General features: G+C 44.8%; 7 protein-coding genes. 1 reads left to right on the top strand and 6 read right to left on the bottom strand.

The window, feature by feature from the left end; all coding sequences use genetic code 11:
• Positions 1-165: 165 nt before the first annotated feature.
• Together QUA27_RS16585 and QUA27_RS16590 are read right to left on the bottom strand one after the other, a co-directional pair.
• The gene (locus QUA27_RS16585) at positions 166-1,005 is read right to left on the bottom strand and encodes a DUF1361 domain-containing protein (protein ID WP_333069148.1); all 840 of its coding nucleotides are present in this window, start codon (positions 1,003-1,005) and stop codon (positions 166-168) included.
• 338 nt (positions 1,006-1,343) lie between these two features.
• On the bottom strand, positions 1,344-5,609 hold the full coding sequence (locus QUA27_RS16590; protein WP_333069149.1) for a PAS domain S-box protein: 4,266 nt from the start codon (positions 5,607-5,609) through the stop codon (positions 1,344-1,346).
• A 371-nt stretch (positions 5,610-5,980) separates the two neighbouring features.
• Between QUA27_RS16590 and QUA27_RS16595 the strand changes: the two genes are divergently transcribed.
• On the top strand, positions 5,981-7,348 hold the full coding sequence (locus tag QUA27_RS16595; protein ID WP_333069150.1) for a TldD/PmbA family protein: 1,368 nt from the start codon (positions 5,981-5,983) through the stop codon (positions 7,346-7,348).
• 244 nt (positions 7,349-7,592) lie between these two features.
• Here QUA27_RS16595 and QUA27_RS16600 read toward each other — a convergent pair whose 3' ends face one another.
• The 4 genes from QUA27_RS16600 to QUA27_RS16615 form a co-directional block, all read right to left on the bottom strand.
• Complete coding sequence (locus tag QUA27_RS16600; RefSeq protein WP_333069151.1) at positions 7,593-8,984, bottom strand: sensor histidine kinase; 1,392 nt, start codon at positions 8,982-8,984, stop codon at positions 7,593-7,595.
• Between the two features lie 157 nt (positions 8,985-9,141).
• A complete protein-coding gene (locus tag QUA27_RS16605) occupies positions 9,142-10,479 on the bottom strand; it encodes a hybrid sensor histidine kinase/response regulator (protein WP_333069152.1) in 1,338 nt (445 codons plus the stop codon).
• A 152-nt stretch (positions 10,480-10,631) separates the two neighbouring features.
• Entirely contained in the window at positions 10,632-11,003 is a 372-nt protein-coding gene (locus tag QUA27_RS16610; protein ID WP_333069153.1) for a response regulator, read from the bottom strand.
• A gap of 12 nt (positions 11,004-11,015) precedes the next feature.
• A complete protein-coding gene (locus QUA27_RS16615) occupies positions 11,016-13,940 on the bottom strand; it encodes an ATP-binding protein (protein ID WP_333069154.1) in 2,925 nt (974 codons plus the stop codon).
• Positions 13,941-14,593: the final 653 nt, after the last annotated feature.

Below are 14,593 nucleotides of genomic sequence, written 5' to 3' on the forward strand. Positions count from 1 at the left end.
TGCAGCAGTAATTTATTTCGGACTTTCGCGAAAAAAATTTGTCTCACCCACAAACGGAAACTTTTCTTCCGAGTTAACTGGTGGACAGAAAAAGCTTAGAAACTTACTTCAAGCTTTTAGATTCATCTGTTGAATCAATTATTTAATCTCAAATCTCACATTGCTCTAGCTGGAAGAAGTTGCGCGATCGCCGGCCAAGTCCGACTGCAATTTACTGCTGTAAAATCGTTGGCTAATTCCTAAAATTACTTGTTTCATTAGCCAATACAAAACAGCAATTACTACAAAAGTTACCGCCATGACTAAGACCGGACGCTTGCCTATCAAATCGTTCATTACTGTGTTAACTAGCGCATCGGGGTTAGTAAGAATGTCCCAAGTGTTGAAGCGGATAAATCGCCCTAAGTAAATGCCGATCGCCGAAAGTGCGTGTATAGTTATCTCCGTTGCCAGGATAAATTTACTCCAACCCTGTTGCTTCAAATAGTAACCCAAATTCATCACCGACAGCACGTAAGCCCCAAACCCTGCCAGCATAAACGCCAGATACTGCGGAATCAAAGCTAGAGCCACAGTCCACACCGAGTTCCCCTCTTTAATCTGGCGGATCAGGTGAATGATATCAGTTAAAACGTAGGGCGCATTAGGCAAAAATCCGATAAACCAGAAAAAACCGCCCCACCAGCGGAGAGAGCGAACTCCGCGCTGCCGCAGTACCCAGATGTCTAAAGCCATCAGTGCCAGTGTAATGGCGATCGCGCCCAAAACGTAAGTTTTGCCCACATCTTGCACAATATGCTTCAGATAACCCAAAACATGGCGCGTACTGGGCAAAAAAGTAGCGCCCAGGAGAAAGGCCGTACCCCACAGCAGCCAGGGCGATCGAGGTTTGCGGAACAGCCAAAAACTAAGACCCAGCGGTACTAAAGCCAAAAACAAATTCCAAGACATCCACCGGACATTGTGTCCCATTGCTTGCAGCGCTTCCAGGATTAATCCCATCATGTCAATTTTTATACAATTAAAGGTTTGATGCAGCACCGCTTCCTTAGCAGCTTCAATCTATTTTAGTCGTTAACTTGTAGGGTCCGTCACCTTATGACTCCAAAGGCCACGCCTGAAAATCAGTAACTGCTAATACTTGTAGGGTGCCTCAGCTTATGACTCGACGCCCGCGCCTGAAAATCTAAAATCGACTGACGTCCTCTACCGCTGTGGATTGAATTCTAAAATTTAAAATCTAAAATCTAAAATCTAAAATCGACTGACGTACTCTACCACTGTGGATTGAATTCTAAAATCTAAAATCTAAAATCGACTGACGCACCCTACTATTCATGCACTTAGTCGAGCGGAATCTCAATCTTAAAAGTCGTTCCGCATCCTATGGATGAAATACAGTCAATCTTACCCTTGTGCTTTTCCACCACAATCGAGTGCGCGATAGACATTCCCAGCCCCGTACCTTTTCCCACAGCTTTCGTAGTAAAAAACGGGTTAAAAATTCTATCAACTATCTCATCGCGAATGCCCGTACCGTTGTCCGAAATTTCTACCCTAATAGTTTTCTGCGGAGTTACACCCGTGGAAATAGCAATTCGTCCACTCTTTGTCTCTGATTGTGGAACCGATAACTGATGATATCGTTCTTCAATAGCATCAATTCCATTAGCAATAATATTCATAAATACCTGATTAAGTTGGCTCGCATAGCACTCCACAAGTGGCAGTTTTCCAAAATCCTTAATTACTTCAATTTCCGGGCGGCTGTCTCGACTCTTCAAGCGGTGCTGCAAAATTAACAATGTACTCTCAATTCCCGCGTGAATATCAACCGGCTTCATTGCCGATTCGTCGAGGCGCGAGAAATTTCTGAGGGACAACACAATTTGCCGGATGCGCTCGGTTCCTACCTGCATTGAACCCATAATTTTTCTTAAATCCTCAGCCATGAAACCCAAATCAATCTCTTCTATGCGAGCGAGAATTTTTGAATTAGGTTCGGGATACTCATGCTCGTAAATAGTCACCAGATCGAGTAACTGTTTTGTATACTGGTTGAGATAATCAATGTTAGCGTGAATGAAGTTAACGGGATTATTAATTTCGTGAGCGATCCCTGCAACTAATTGCCCCAAAGAAGACATCTTTTCAGTTTGAATGAGCTGAGTTTGAGTAGAGCGCAATTCCAAGAGCGCTGACTCTAAATCTCGAGCTTTTTCTCTTTCTCGCGCCTCACTTTTTCGCAGTGCTTCCTCTGCTTGCTTGCGAGTCGTAGTATCCTGGCAAAATCCAATTATTACCTTAGCCTGACCGTCAACATTTCTGCTAAAAATAGTATCCCGGCTTTGCAGCCACAAAAACTGACCACCTGCCCCCCGCATCCGGTATTCAATTTCCCTAATTTCGCCATCTTTAACTCCTACAAAGCTGGCGTGATGTTTGATAATTTTTGGCAAATCTTCAGGGTGTACTAACTGATGCATCAGTGACGAATCCATCGAGGTAAGGTCGTCAAATGTATAGCCCAAAAGCCCAAAAACTGAAGTATTAGCGTAGATATTTCGCTGTTCTTCCAAGTCGTAGAGATACAAAATACCGGGAGTAGCTGATGCTACTTTTTGAATAAACTGCTGACTTTCTTGCAAAGCTAATTCAGCTTGTTTGCGATCCGTAACATCAACGGTGATCCCGTCCCAAAGAATATCGCCATTTTCTTTAGATTCAGGCCGCGAAATTGACTGAAACCAGCGAAGCTTGCCCGAAGGCAGCACCAGCCGTCCTTCCCACTGCCAAGGTTGCAAAGTTTGCGCTGAAATAGCAACAGATTCGTAGTAAGTTGGGCGGTCGTCGGGATGAACCAAATCTGTTAGCAAAGCCGAATTTTGCAGAACAGCTTCTGGTTCTAACTCAAACATTTCTAGGGAACCAGGACTCATGTAAGGGAAGGTAACAGAGCCATCTGCACGCAACAAACATTGATAAATGATTCCCGGCAAATTAGCAGACAGCTTTTGGAATCTTGCCTCGCTTTCCCGCAGTGCTTCCTCTGCTTGTTTGCGCTCCGTAATGTCAGTAATTGAACCAACCATGCGGACTGCTTTTCCAGAGGCGTCCCACAAAGCTTGTCCCCGACTCAATATCCATTTGTAGGCATTGTTGTAGCACCACAACCGGTATTCGGTGATGTAATGCGGCGTTTTTCTATCCAAGTGTTCTTGAAGTATTTGCTGAGAAATTGCTAAATCATCTGGATGTAAACTCGTCTTCCATTTGTTATTGTAATCACTAATTTCACTATCTTCGTAACCAGTGATTTGCTTAAATCGCTCCGACACAAAAAGTTCCCCTGTTTGCAAGTTCCAGTCCCAAATGCCGTCATTGTTGCCTTTGAGTGCTAACTGCCAGCGTTCTTCAGTTTGCATCAATTGAGCAGTTCTATCTTTGACTCTATTTTCTAGTTCCTGATTGAGCTGTTTGAGACTTTCTTCTGCCTGTTTGCTTTCGATCGCAATTCCTGCTAAGTTTACGATCGCCTCTATCAATTGCAGCTCAAAAAAATGGGGGCTACGCGGTTGGGAATAATACATTCCAAAAGTTCCCAAAAGTTGACCCTGAGAGGAGAAAATAGGAGTAGACAAGCAAGCTCTCAGTCCAAAACTCAAGGCTAAATCTCGAAAATTTTTCCACAAAGGATCGCTGGCAATATCTGTAACGATCACCTGTTGGCGACTAAAGGCAGCAGTGCCGCAGGAACCGACATCCGGGCCGATGGCTATGCCATGAATAGCAGCATTGTAACTGTCGGGCAAACTGGGCGCGGCTCCGTGCAGTAAATGTTCGCCATCTGGAGCTAGAAGCAATATCGAACCCATGACATCTCTAGATTGCTGCTCGATAATTTTAACTAAAGTATTTAAAGTAGCGCCAAGAGTTGCGCCCTTAGCAATCATTTCTAAAATTTGTTTCTGACCGGTTAACCAATTTTCAGCTTGCTTGCGCTCCGTAATGTCGCGTGCCATCCAAATAACAGTGTTTTCCTGCATTGGAGAAATGTTAGCGACAAACCAAACTTCTTGGTGGTCAATTTGCAGGCTGTATTCTATGGAATGGGTTTGTTTTGTATCGGCAGTAAGTTGAATTTGACTGAGGAAAAAATCTGCTGTTGCTGGTGGCAGGATATCGTGCAGAGTTTTGTTTATAAGTTCCGCCGGCGGTTTGTATAAAAGTTCGGGATTTGTGGGCGCAATTTTCTGATAACGTCCCTCAATATCAATGACAAAAATTACGTCGTTCATGGCAGCGAACAAAGCTAGAAGTTCCGATTCAGAAGCTTGGAGGGCGATTTCAGCTTGTTTGCGATCGCTAATATCCGTCCCGATACAAAGCAGTCCTGCCACATTTCCCTTCGCATCTAGTAAAGGTTTATTTGTCCACGCTATCCACACCCTTTCTCCATTGCTGCGGATGTTTTCATTTTCATTTTGGAAGTATTTTTGCGGCTGTGCCAAACAGTCTCGAATCTTTGTCGCCAGGTCACTTTCAAATAAATTAGTTTTGGGTATAATTGTGCCGATCGCACTTTTGCCGATGATTTCTGCTTCTGAATACCCGAAAAAAGTTTCAGCAAACTCGTTAAAAAAAGTAATCTTGCCTTCACTGTCTAACTGCACAATCATGCTGTTAGAATTTTCAACTAATTGCCGGTACTTAACTTCGCTGGAACGCAGTTTCGCACGACCGTACACCCAGCTAAAAACTGCGACCCCCGTCAAAAGTGCCAGCAAGCCGCCTCCAAAAAGCAGCCAGCCCCGAAACGGCGAATTCGCAGGCCATCCTCCCGCCGGAATTGCTGCCAACTGCCAGGAACCGTTGGGCAAAGTCACTTCCAGCAGCACGGGATTGTGCTGAAAAATTGACCCGTCACCGAAAAACACAGGACCGGATGCTCCCTTCCCGTCTTTGCCCCGCAGAGCGTATTGGAGCTTCGCTGAGGAGTCGTTGAGTCCTGCTTCCTCAATCAGGGAATTTTTGTCGATGATCAGACCTGTCAAGCCCCAGTAAACTCCTGTTTCAGCCTCGGCGCCGGAGGGTGTGAGAAAAATCGGCGATCGGCTGATGAACGTCTCGTCCCCCTCCAATAATTTCACGGGCCCGGCAAGTAAAGTTTTTCTGGTATTGATGACCTCTTTGACCATTTGCCGCTGTTCGGGTAGCGCCGTCAAGTCAACCCCGATCACCGCTTCATTTCCCTCCCGTGGATAAATGTAAGCGACCGTCGTGCCTTTAACTAAAGTTATGGCGCGAATGCCCGGTTGCTGTGCCACCAGAATTCTCGCCGTCGCTGTAAACTCGGCTTCGGTGATGTTGGGGTTATTTGAAAGGTAAGCCCCCAAACCCCGCATCAAAAACAGCCGGGAATTCAAAGCGCCTTCAAGCTTAGAACGGACTGTGCTGAGCCGCTCGAGGGTGCTAGCGCGGTTGTAGTGAAAAAACCGCCGCTGTTCCGATCGATCTAGAATGCCAACTCCGACCAAAATTGCTATTGATGCCGAAATAGCTGCTATATACGGTGAAATTTGGAATTTTTTAACCTTAAAGTATGCCATCTGCCGGGGGTTAAGGTATTTTTTTACGTCTTTAGATAGATTTAGTTTAGTTTGCCTTCTCTAGACAAAGGCAAGCTTTTGGGGATACCGGGCTTTTGGCAAGCGGGCGCGAGTTTGTTGTTTTCTAAGCTGTTGTGCATTTGAATTTTATATTTCAAGGCCGTATTTTCCACTCGTCAAATCCTCGCAGCGGATAGGGTGCTACCCCTATCCGCTTCTGGCGACTCGTCATTTATCGGGTAGGGCGCGCCATGCTCCCGCACCACAGCGGTGGGGGAGCGCGCGCCCCGAAAGACGGAAGTTATTAGCTAAAATAAGGTTAGCAATAATTTTTTTCAGCGCTACGGCTAATCATTCATAGGGGCAATTTGATGCAAGAACAGTTGATGGAAGCGATCGCACCTTACCGCGATCGCGTGGATTATCTAGAAGTTCGCCTCGAACAAAGCGAGTCAACTGCGATTAGTTTTCGCGGCCCTCAGTTAGATGCTGTCAACCGCAGTTTTAGTCTCGCCGGCGGCATCCGCGCCTGTCACAAAGGTGGCTGGAGTTTTGTAACTTTTAACGGTTTAGATGAGTTAAAAGACCGCATTGAAGAAGCTGTAGTGCAGTCTCGTTTGGTTGGCAGCGAAAAAACTCTACTAGCAGATGTCACCCCAATTCAAGATTATGTAGCGGTGGAATTGGGTCGCGACCCGCGCTCTATTACTCTAGCCGAAAAGCGGAAATTGCTCGAATCTTACAATCAGTTGCTGTTAGATTATGACCCGCGAATTCAGACGACAATGGCAGGTTATAGCGACAGATTTGGGATTACTTATTTTGTGAATTCTCAAGGTACTTGCATCGCTCAAGAGCGCTTGGACGTGACTGGCCGTTTCGGAGCGATCGCCCGCGGCGAGGGCGGTGTCGTCCGCCAAGGGTTTGAGTCGATTCACTCGCGATCGGATTACGATGTGTTGACAAATATTGAAGATCGTGTTAAAAGTGCGGCCGTTCGAGCTGTGGGCCAACTAGAGGCTAAATCGGTGAAAGGCGGTCAGTATCCGGTGATTTTAGACCCTTATTTGTCGGGGGTGTTTATTCACGAAGCTTTCGGTCATTTGTCGGAAGCAGACGGCATTTACGAAAACCCGAAAATGCAGGAATTGTTGACTTTGGGCAAGCCTGTGGCGATCGAACAATTGAATGTAATAGACGACGCAACTGTGCCGGGATTGCCGGGAACTTTGAAATACGACGACGAAGGCGTGCCGGCTCAGTGCAAGCATTTAATTAAAAATGGAGTTTTAGCGGCTCGGATGCACAATCGCGAGACTGCCGGCAAAATGGGCGAAAGTCCGACGGGAAATGCCCGGGCTCTGAGCGCTACTTTTATGCCTTTGGTGCGGATGACTAATACTGCGATCGAGTCTGGGGAAAATTCTTTTGACGAAATGGTTGCCGACATTGACGAAGGAGTTTATGCAGTGCGGATGTTGGGAGGACAAACCAACGGCGAAATGTTTACCTTTGCCGCGGCTCAAGGGTTCATGATTCGCGACGGCAAATTAGCCGAACCGGTGAGCGATGTCACTTTAAGTGGCAATGTATTTCAGACTTTAAAGGATATTGAGTCTATAGGAAACGACTCGGTTTATGCCTACGGCGGTTGTGGTAAAGGCGGCCAGAGTGGTTTGCCCGTAAGTGTCGGCGGCCCCCATCTCCGGATTAAAAATGTTGTAGTCGGAGGAAGGTAATCATTAGTCATTAGTTCAAAACTGACGCAACTGGCACATGGTGAAGGCGTGCTTGCGCCCTCACGCCTCACCTTAACCAGTCCGGGACACTGACAAGTTGACAAATCCCTCAAAATCTACTATTGACGGCTTCAGCTAGGTCCTTCGGTGTGTGGGAGACTTCAGAAATTACAGAAAAATTAGGGAAGTGCGATCGCGATATTAGATTTTACCAGAGTTTACCCTGATTTTTATTTAATTACCCTTAACTCGCCTTCATCTGTACCCGAGCGCTGTGGTTAATGGGAATCTCAATCACAAATTCTGCACCTTGATCTGGCTGCGAAAAACACTTCAAATCTCCGCCGTGCTTCTCCACCACAATCTGATAGCTTATCGATAATCCCAAGCCAGTGCCATCACCCAGAGGTTTAGTTGTGAAGAAAGGATTAAACAACCGATTTATTACATCGCTTGTCATCCCCGATCCATTATCTTTAAAACTGATTCTTACCCATTCGCGATTCAGCATAGAAGTAGCAATCGTAATCGTTCTAGGCTCGTTTTTAATTTGCTCCGGGCTGCCTTTTTTATCATAATGATTCAAGGCATAAATGGCATTGCTCAAGAGGTTCATAAATACCTGATTCAACTGACAGGCATAACATTCTATTTGTGGCAAATCTCCGTATTCTTTAATAACTTGAATAGACGAAGAATTCGGCTTAGCCTTGAGCTGACTCTGCAAAATTACTAGAGAGCTATCGATTCCCTCATGAATATTAACGGGTTTCATCTCAGCTTCGTCTAGGCGCGAGAAGTTCCGCAACGTCACCACAATCTGACGGATACGTTCTGCCCCCAATTGCATCGAAGACAGCATTTTAGGCATATCCTCTTTGATAAATTCCAGCTCTATTTGCTCAATTAAAGCTTCGATTTCAGGGTATTTATCGGCATCGTGCTGCTGGTAAAGCGTGATTAAACTCAATAGCTGATGAGTGTAATCCGCGACATAAGTTAAGTTGCCATAGATGAAGTTAACGGGATTATTAATTTCGTGGGCAATACCTGCAATTAGTTGTCCTAAGCTCGACATTTTCTCAGTCTGAATAAGCTGAGACTGGGTGCGCTGTAAATTGTGCAGTGCCAGTTCTAGTTCGATGGCTTTTTCTCGCTCTCGCGCCTCCGATTGCCGCAATTTCTCCTCTCTTTCTTGGCGGGAGCGCTCGTTGTCCTTTAGCTGTTGCACATGGCATAAAGTTTTGTTAATTGTAATTTCTAAATCCTGAAAATTTATTGGCTTAATCAAAAAGTCAAAGGCCCCGCCGTTCATTGCCTTTCTGATATTTCCCAAGTCGCCATAGGCAGATATAACTACTGTTTTGACCAGAGTAACTAGCTCGTTAAGTTTCGCGAGCAAAGCCATGCCATCCATGACTGGCATATTAATGTCTGTCAGTATAATATCTATATCCGGCTGCTCTCGCAACGTTGAAAGCGCTTCTACACCATTGTGTGCAAAAAAAACTTGGTATTCTCCTGTGCGGATCTTTTGTCTAAATTTCTGGCAAATTAAAGTTTCTAAATCTGGCTCGTCATCCACAAATAATATTTTAGCTGGCATCTTGAGAGCCATTTCGGTTGTAAACGACATTTTTTGAACTCCTGGGATTCATTAACTTATCCGACGAGTAATTTTTATCTACTTTACGTCCTATTATAGATTATTTCAGGAGTAATGAAAAGGCTGGTTTCTGCAAGGGCAAACCGGATGGCTAGAATAGGCTCTGAGTTTGGTAAAAGTCGATGGATTAGCTAAGGTTGAGTGTCGCCCTCGTTTGTCTGATTGGAATTTCAATCCAGAACTCTGTTCCCTGCCCCACCTCTGAAAAACACTTCAATGCGCCCCCATGCTTCTCCTGTACAATTTGGTAGCTGATATAGAGACCCAAACCAGTACCCTCACCTACAGGCTTAGTAGTAAAAAATGGTTCAAAAATACGGTCTTTCACCTGGGCGGTCATTCCCGGCCCATTATCCAGAATTTGAATGACGACACGGGATTTTTCCTCTAGCAGAAAAGTGCGAATAGTAATGGCCAGCGGGCAAGCGCGGATGTCCTCTAGTGACCGTTGTTTGTTGTACTCCTTCAAAGCATCAATCGCATTAGAAAGGATGTTGATAAACACCTGGTTTACTTCAGCAGCATAGCATTCGACTAAAGGCAGAGCGCTGTAGTCCTCTATCACTTGAATCTCTGGACGCCCTGCCCTTGTGTGAAGTCGATTCTGCAAAATCATCAGGCTGCTTTTTATCCCCTCGTGAATGTCAACAGGCTTTATGTGAGCTTCATCCAACCTTGAGAAGTTACGCAAAGACAAAACAATCTTCTGAATGCGGTCAACACCCCCTTTCATCGAAGCCAGAATTGCGGGTAAATCTGCTATCAGAAATTCCAAATCTATGGCTTCGATTTCAGTTTGAATCTCCGAACTGGGAGGAGTGTACTGCTGCTGATAGAGATGCAGCAGGTGGAGTAGGTCTTGAATATAATCACTGACGTGGCTGATATTGCCGTAGATAAAATTGACGGGGTTGTTGATTTCATGGGCAATCCCCGCAACCACTTGACCTAAAGAAGACATTTTTGCGGTCTGAATCAGTTGAGCTTGGGTCTTTTGTAGGTCTTGCATACAGTTCTGTAAATGCTGAGCTTCTTCTCTAGCGCGAGCTTCTGACTCCCGCAAGCGCTGATTTTCTTTTAACTGTTGCACCTCGTGCAGGGTTTTGTTGAGGGTAATTTCTAAATCCTGAAAATCTATCGGCTTGGTTAGAAAGTCAAAAGCACCGAAGTTCATCGCATTTCTTATATTTTTTATGTCGCTATAGGCTGATATAACTATTGTTTTGAGGGGGAGGTTTATCTGATTAATTTGAGAGAGTAAAGTCAGACCATCCATTTCAGGCATATTAAGGTCGGTCACTACTATATCTATATCCAGGCGTTCTTTCAATTTTCCCAGCGCTTGTACGCCATTATGGGCAAAAAAAAGCTGCCATTTTTCGGCGCGTATTTTTTTTCTAAATCTCTGGGAAATTAGAGATTCTAAATCTAGTTCATCATCCACAAACAGTATTTTTGCTGACATATTAATGTTTCAGTGACTATTAAAACTCATAAAAAATTAGCGCTCCAGAAGCACAGAAGGAAAATGCAATCGAGCAATTTTAAGTCGACTGAGGTACTCCTTTTAATTAGGAATTACCCATTACCAATTACCCAATATGTTTCCTTGTGAGTTTACTCCAAATTGAGTATTTTATTTTTGAGTGTCTCAAAATTAACAGGCTTAGTAATATAGTCATCAGCTCCATAAGCCATTGCCGTTTGGTAATTTCTCTCATCTCCATAAGCCGTAATCATAAAAACTTTTAAATCTGGAAACTTTTCTTTGAGAATCCTGAGCAGTTCTAGCCCATTCATTCCTGGCATATTAATATCCGATAAAATCAATACAATAGACGCTTCATCCTGGTTTCCTAAGTAGTTCAAAGCTGCCTCTGCGGACAGGCAAAAATGAAATTGAATTTGCCCGGCTTTGATTTCTTTCCTAAATTTCTGCTTGAACAGTGACTGGATATCTTCTTCGTCGTCTACAACCATTACTTTCATTTTTTGAACTCCTTAATTTCTGCTACTTTTTTGGGGCAATATGATTACAAACTCTGTGTAATTTCCAACTTCTGTTTCGACTTTGAGTTCTCCTCGGTGTTGCTGGACGATAACATCCTGACTTATAGACAGACCTAGACCAGTACCTTCGGCTGGTGGTTTTGTAGTAAAAAAGGGATTGAAAATTTTATCGAGTACCTCTGGTTTTATACCTGAGCCATTATCGCGAATGCGGATTTCAATCGCGTCACCAAGATTTCGAGTTCTCACGTCAAGCAGCGGTGAAAATTCTTGTCCGATTTCTTGCTGCTTTTTATAAGCTGCATAGCAAGCATTGCTAATAATGTTAAGAAAAACCCTACCGATATCTTGTGGCACGACCTCTACTTCGCCAATGTCTTTGTCATAGTCGGTGTCTATGGTAATGTTAAAAGCAGCTTCCTTCGCTCGCATCCCGTGATAGGCTAGATTGATATATTCGGCTAATAAACTATTTATATCTGTAGCTTCCCAGTGACCGCTTTGTCCCCTCGAATGCAAAAGCATATTGCCAACGATTTTGTCTGCTCTTTGACCGTGTTGATTGATTTTTTTAAGATTAGCTGTGAGATCGGTTAGTAGCTCGGCAATATCCTCACTGGTTTCAGGATCTAAACGTTCTGCTTGATTTTCAATTTTTTCAAACAGTTCTTCTGTTAATTCCGCAGAAAGTTCTGAGAAATTGTTGACAAAGTTTAAGGGGTTTCTGATTTCGTGGGCAATCCCTGCGGTTAAACTGCCCAGAGAAGCTAGTTTTTCTTGGACAACAATTTGATTTTGCATAGCTCTGAGATTTGCTTCTATCCGCTGGCGCTCTTCAATCTCATTTTGCAATTGCTGCACAGTATGGGTGATTTCAGATGTACGCTCCTTGACTTTGATTTCTAGTTCCTCATTAGCTTTTTGCAGTGCTTCTTGGGCTTGCTTGCGATCGGTGATATCGCGCACGATCGCCACATATTCTTGGAGATCCTGATTGGAAAGAGAAGCTTGTTGAGAGAATCGGTTTGAGATGGCAACTTCGAGGATGCGCGAGTTTCCATCTGGTAAGTTGAGGGTTTGTTCGCTGCGACTGAGCCACTGCTCTGGCTGATCCCCTAATCCGGGTAGTAATTTGTTTAGGTAAGACCCAATTAGCCTTGTAATATCTATTCCGAAGACGCTTTCAGCAGCGGGATTAGTCTGACGAATTACACCTTTTTCATCGAGCACTACAATAGCATCTAGGGCAATGGTAAAAAGCTGTTCTGCTCCCTCTCGTGCCTCGTCCATTAAGACAACCTGGGATATGCTCGTCCAACAGGCAACGGCTACCCCTACAAAGGTGATACTCAAGACTAGCACTACCAAAAGATTAGAGGCAAGACTTGAGTTAGCCTCTAAGGGGATACCAAACAACCACCCGATCGTAACGGCGCTACAAATCAGTAAAATCGCAACTAGAACCTGAAACGCCACAAAATCTGGTATCAAGCTCTTGCGCTGTTGCCGATAACGCTGAATCCACCATTCTGGATGAAACGGTGCAAAGGGAATGCGACGGATAGCCGCATCCACTACGAAAATAACCACAGGAAACAGCAACCCAATCAGCACATCTTGCCGGCTCCAAGCTAAGCCTCCAACCAGCAACACCACACCATCAAAAATCAAAAAGCCTAATGCCAACCAAGGCCATCGCACTTGTGGGGATCCTCGCCGCAGCCACAGTCCGAGATAGAGTGACATCAACATTACGATGAAGGCAACACAACCAATCACCAATAGCCGAGTTATATCTATCCAAAGTAAACCGATCAAATTAATTAAAACGCAAAATATCAAGCCCGGTTGCAGAACACCTCGTCGGGAAACGATCGCAAAAACGGGTGCAACATATCCATCAAGAGCGAGTTGGTACAAAATTCGGGGAGAGTTAGAAACTGCAGTGGCACAAGCTAGAAAACAGCTTGAAGCCAGCAACAGTGTCACGATTAATGAAGCTGACGGGCCCCAAAATGGTACGGCGGCTGCTAATAAATTCTTAAACGAGTCTTCCCCCAGTCCTTCAGCGGTGGCTAAGCGCATTAGTACCCAGGAGTTGGCTAGAAATATGGGTACAATTAGCGCTGCAGCTAAGTTTAGAAACCGCAAAGTTTCACTGGGACGACGGCTGTCGGCGACAAAGGAGGAAGCGGTTTCGCACGCGCAAGTACCGTAGATCGCGAAGCATGACCACTTAGCCCAGTCCACAAAGGTTAAGCTTGGCCAACTGCTGGGGAAAAGTCCGGGACTCTCTGGAGATAAAGCTAACCATCCCATCCCTTGAATGCCAAACACCAGTAAAAATCCAATTGCTGGGAACACGAAAAATGCGTGCAGTATTCCTAGAGCGCGAGTGCCACTAAATGCCACAATATAAGCGATCAGTGTGAATCCAACTATGAGAATTGTTCTGGGACACGAAATACCCAAGGGTTCCAGGTTAGCTTGGATGAGGTCTGTGATGACGATCGCATTCACTGATGGATATACTACCCAACTCAGAAAGTAACCGAACGCCGCATACCGACCCAGAGAGGGATAGTTCCTCAGTAGCCTGGTGATATAGTTGGGTGTTCCCCCGGACATTTCTGGCCAATGTTCCCCTAAGCGTTTCACTTGCAGGTTCAGCATTACCCCCAATAGCACCGCGGGCAGCCAGACGAAAATTGCATTTGGGCCCAGAGCTGCGTACATTGGTGGTGCAATTGTTACCCATGCGATATGACCGCTCAGACCAAAGCCCCAGGTTTCAATAGAACTCAGGCTTCTCTGGAGGCGCATGGGCGATCGCCTACTAAGATTTTCTGTTGGGGAAGGCTGAGTTGGTTCTGAGTGGTAGCCGTTTTCCGGCTCGTGTCGGATGTCTGTCGCCATCAATTTTACCTATTATTTTGGGGATTTTGCTGTCGCGACCATGAGGTTCAGCTTTATAGCTTTTAACTTATTTCTGTTAAGCATTTTTGCTAGTTTTAAATTTTGGCAAAGCTGCCTTTCTCAATCCACCCTGAAAATCTATCTCAATTGATCTTCAATATTACCAGGACTTACCCAACTGTCACAGCTCGGTGTACCAGCACCAAAAAATTATACAATAAACATCGAACAAGAAGTTTTAGTTACTCAATTAAATGACTTAATAGCAGGCCGTGTTTAATTTTATCTATTGTTTTACCATTTTTATCGGCTAAACTTTTGATCGCCTAAGCCACACAAATTCATGACAAGCAATATGATTTGTGTTAATTCTAGCTTGACCGGAGTGGCAAGATTCTCTCCCGGTTAATTGCTGGAGTTCCTTAGAAGATTGCTCAATTTTCCAGCCAATAGCACACACATGAGTGTAGGTTATTCGTGCGCTTATTATTGAGTTTGGTCGTTAGTCGCGACTGTCAACTTGTCACTGATCCGGACTGGTTAAGGTGATGGGATCGGGCGTGAGCAAGCCCGATCCATTTGTCAGGTGCTTTAGTCCTGTAGTTATTAGTAGGGTGGCCTCGGCGCACCTTATTACTACAGATACTGTCAAA

Origin of the sequence: Microcoleus harperi Pol14_C6 (assembly GCF_036701295.1) — a bacterium.
GTDB lineage: Bacteria > Cyanobacteriota > Cyanobacteriia > Cyanobacteriales > Microcoleaceae > Microcoleus.

What these genes read in the sequence shown, in the direction of transcription:
- QUA27_RS16585 (WP_333069148.1), bottom strand. Translation starts at nt 1,005, where the DNA reads ATGATGGGATTAATCCTGGAAGCGCTGCAAGCAATGGGACACAATGTC.
- QUA27_RS16595 (WP_333069150.1), top strand. Translation starts at nt 5,981, where the DNA reads ATGCAAGAACAGTTGATGGAAGCGATCGCACCTTACCGCGATCGCGTG.
- QUA27_RS16605 (WP_333069152.1), bottom strand. Translation starts at nt 10,479, where the DNA reads ATGTCAGCAAAAATACTGTTTGTGGATGATGAACTAGATTTAGAATCT.
- QUA27_RS16590 (WP_333069149.1), bottom strand. Translation starts at nt 5,609, where the DNA reads ATGGCATACTTTAAGGTTAAAAAATTCCAAATTTCACCGTATATAGCA.
- QUA27_RS16615 (WP_333069154.1), bottom strand. Translation starts at nt 13,940, where the DNA reads ATGGCGACAGACATCCGACACGAGCCGGAAAACGGCTACCACTCAGAA.
- QUA27_RS16610 (WP_333069153.1), bottom strand. Translation starts at nt 11,003, where the DNA reads ATGAAAGTAATGGTTGTAGACGACGAAGAAGATATCCAGTCACTGTTC.
- QUA27_RS16600 (WP_333069151.1), bottom strand. Translation starts at nt 8,984, where the DNA reads ATGTCGTTTACAACCGAAATGGCTCTCAAGATGCCAGCTAAAATATTA.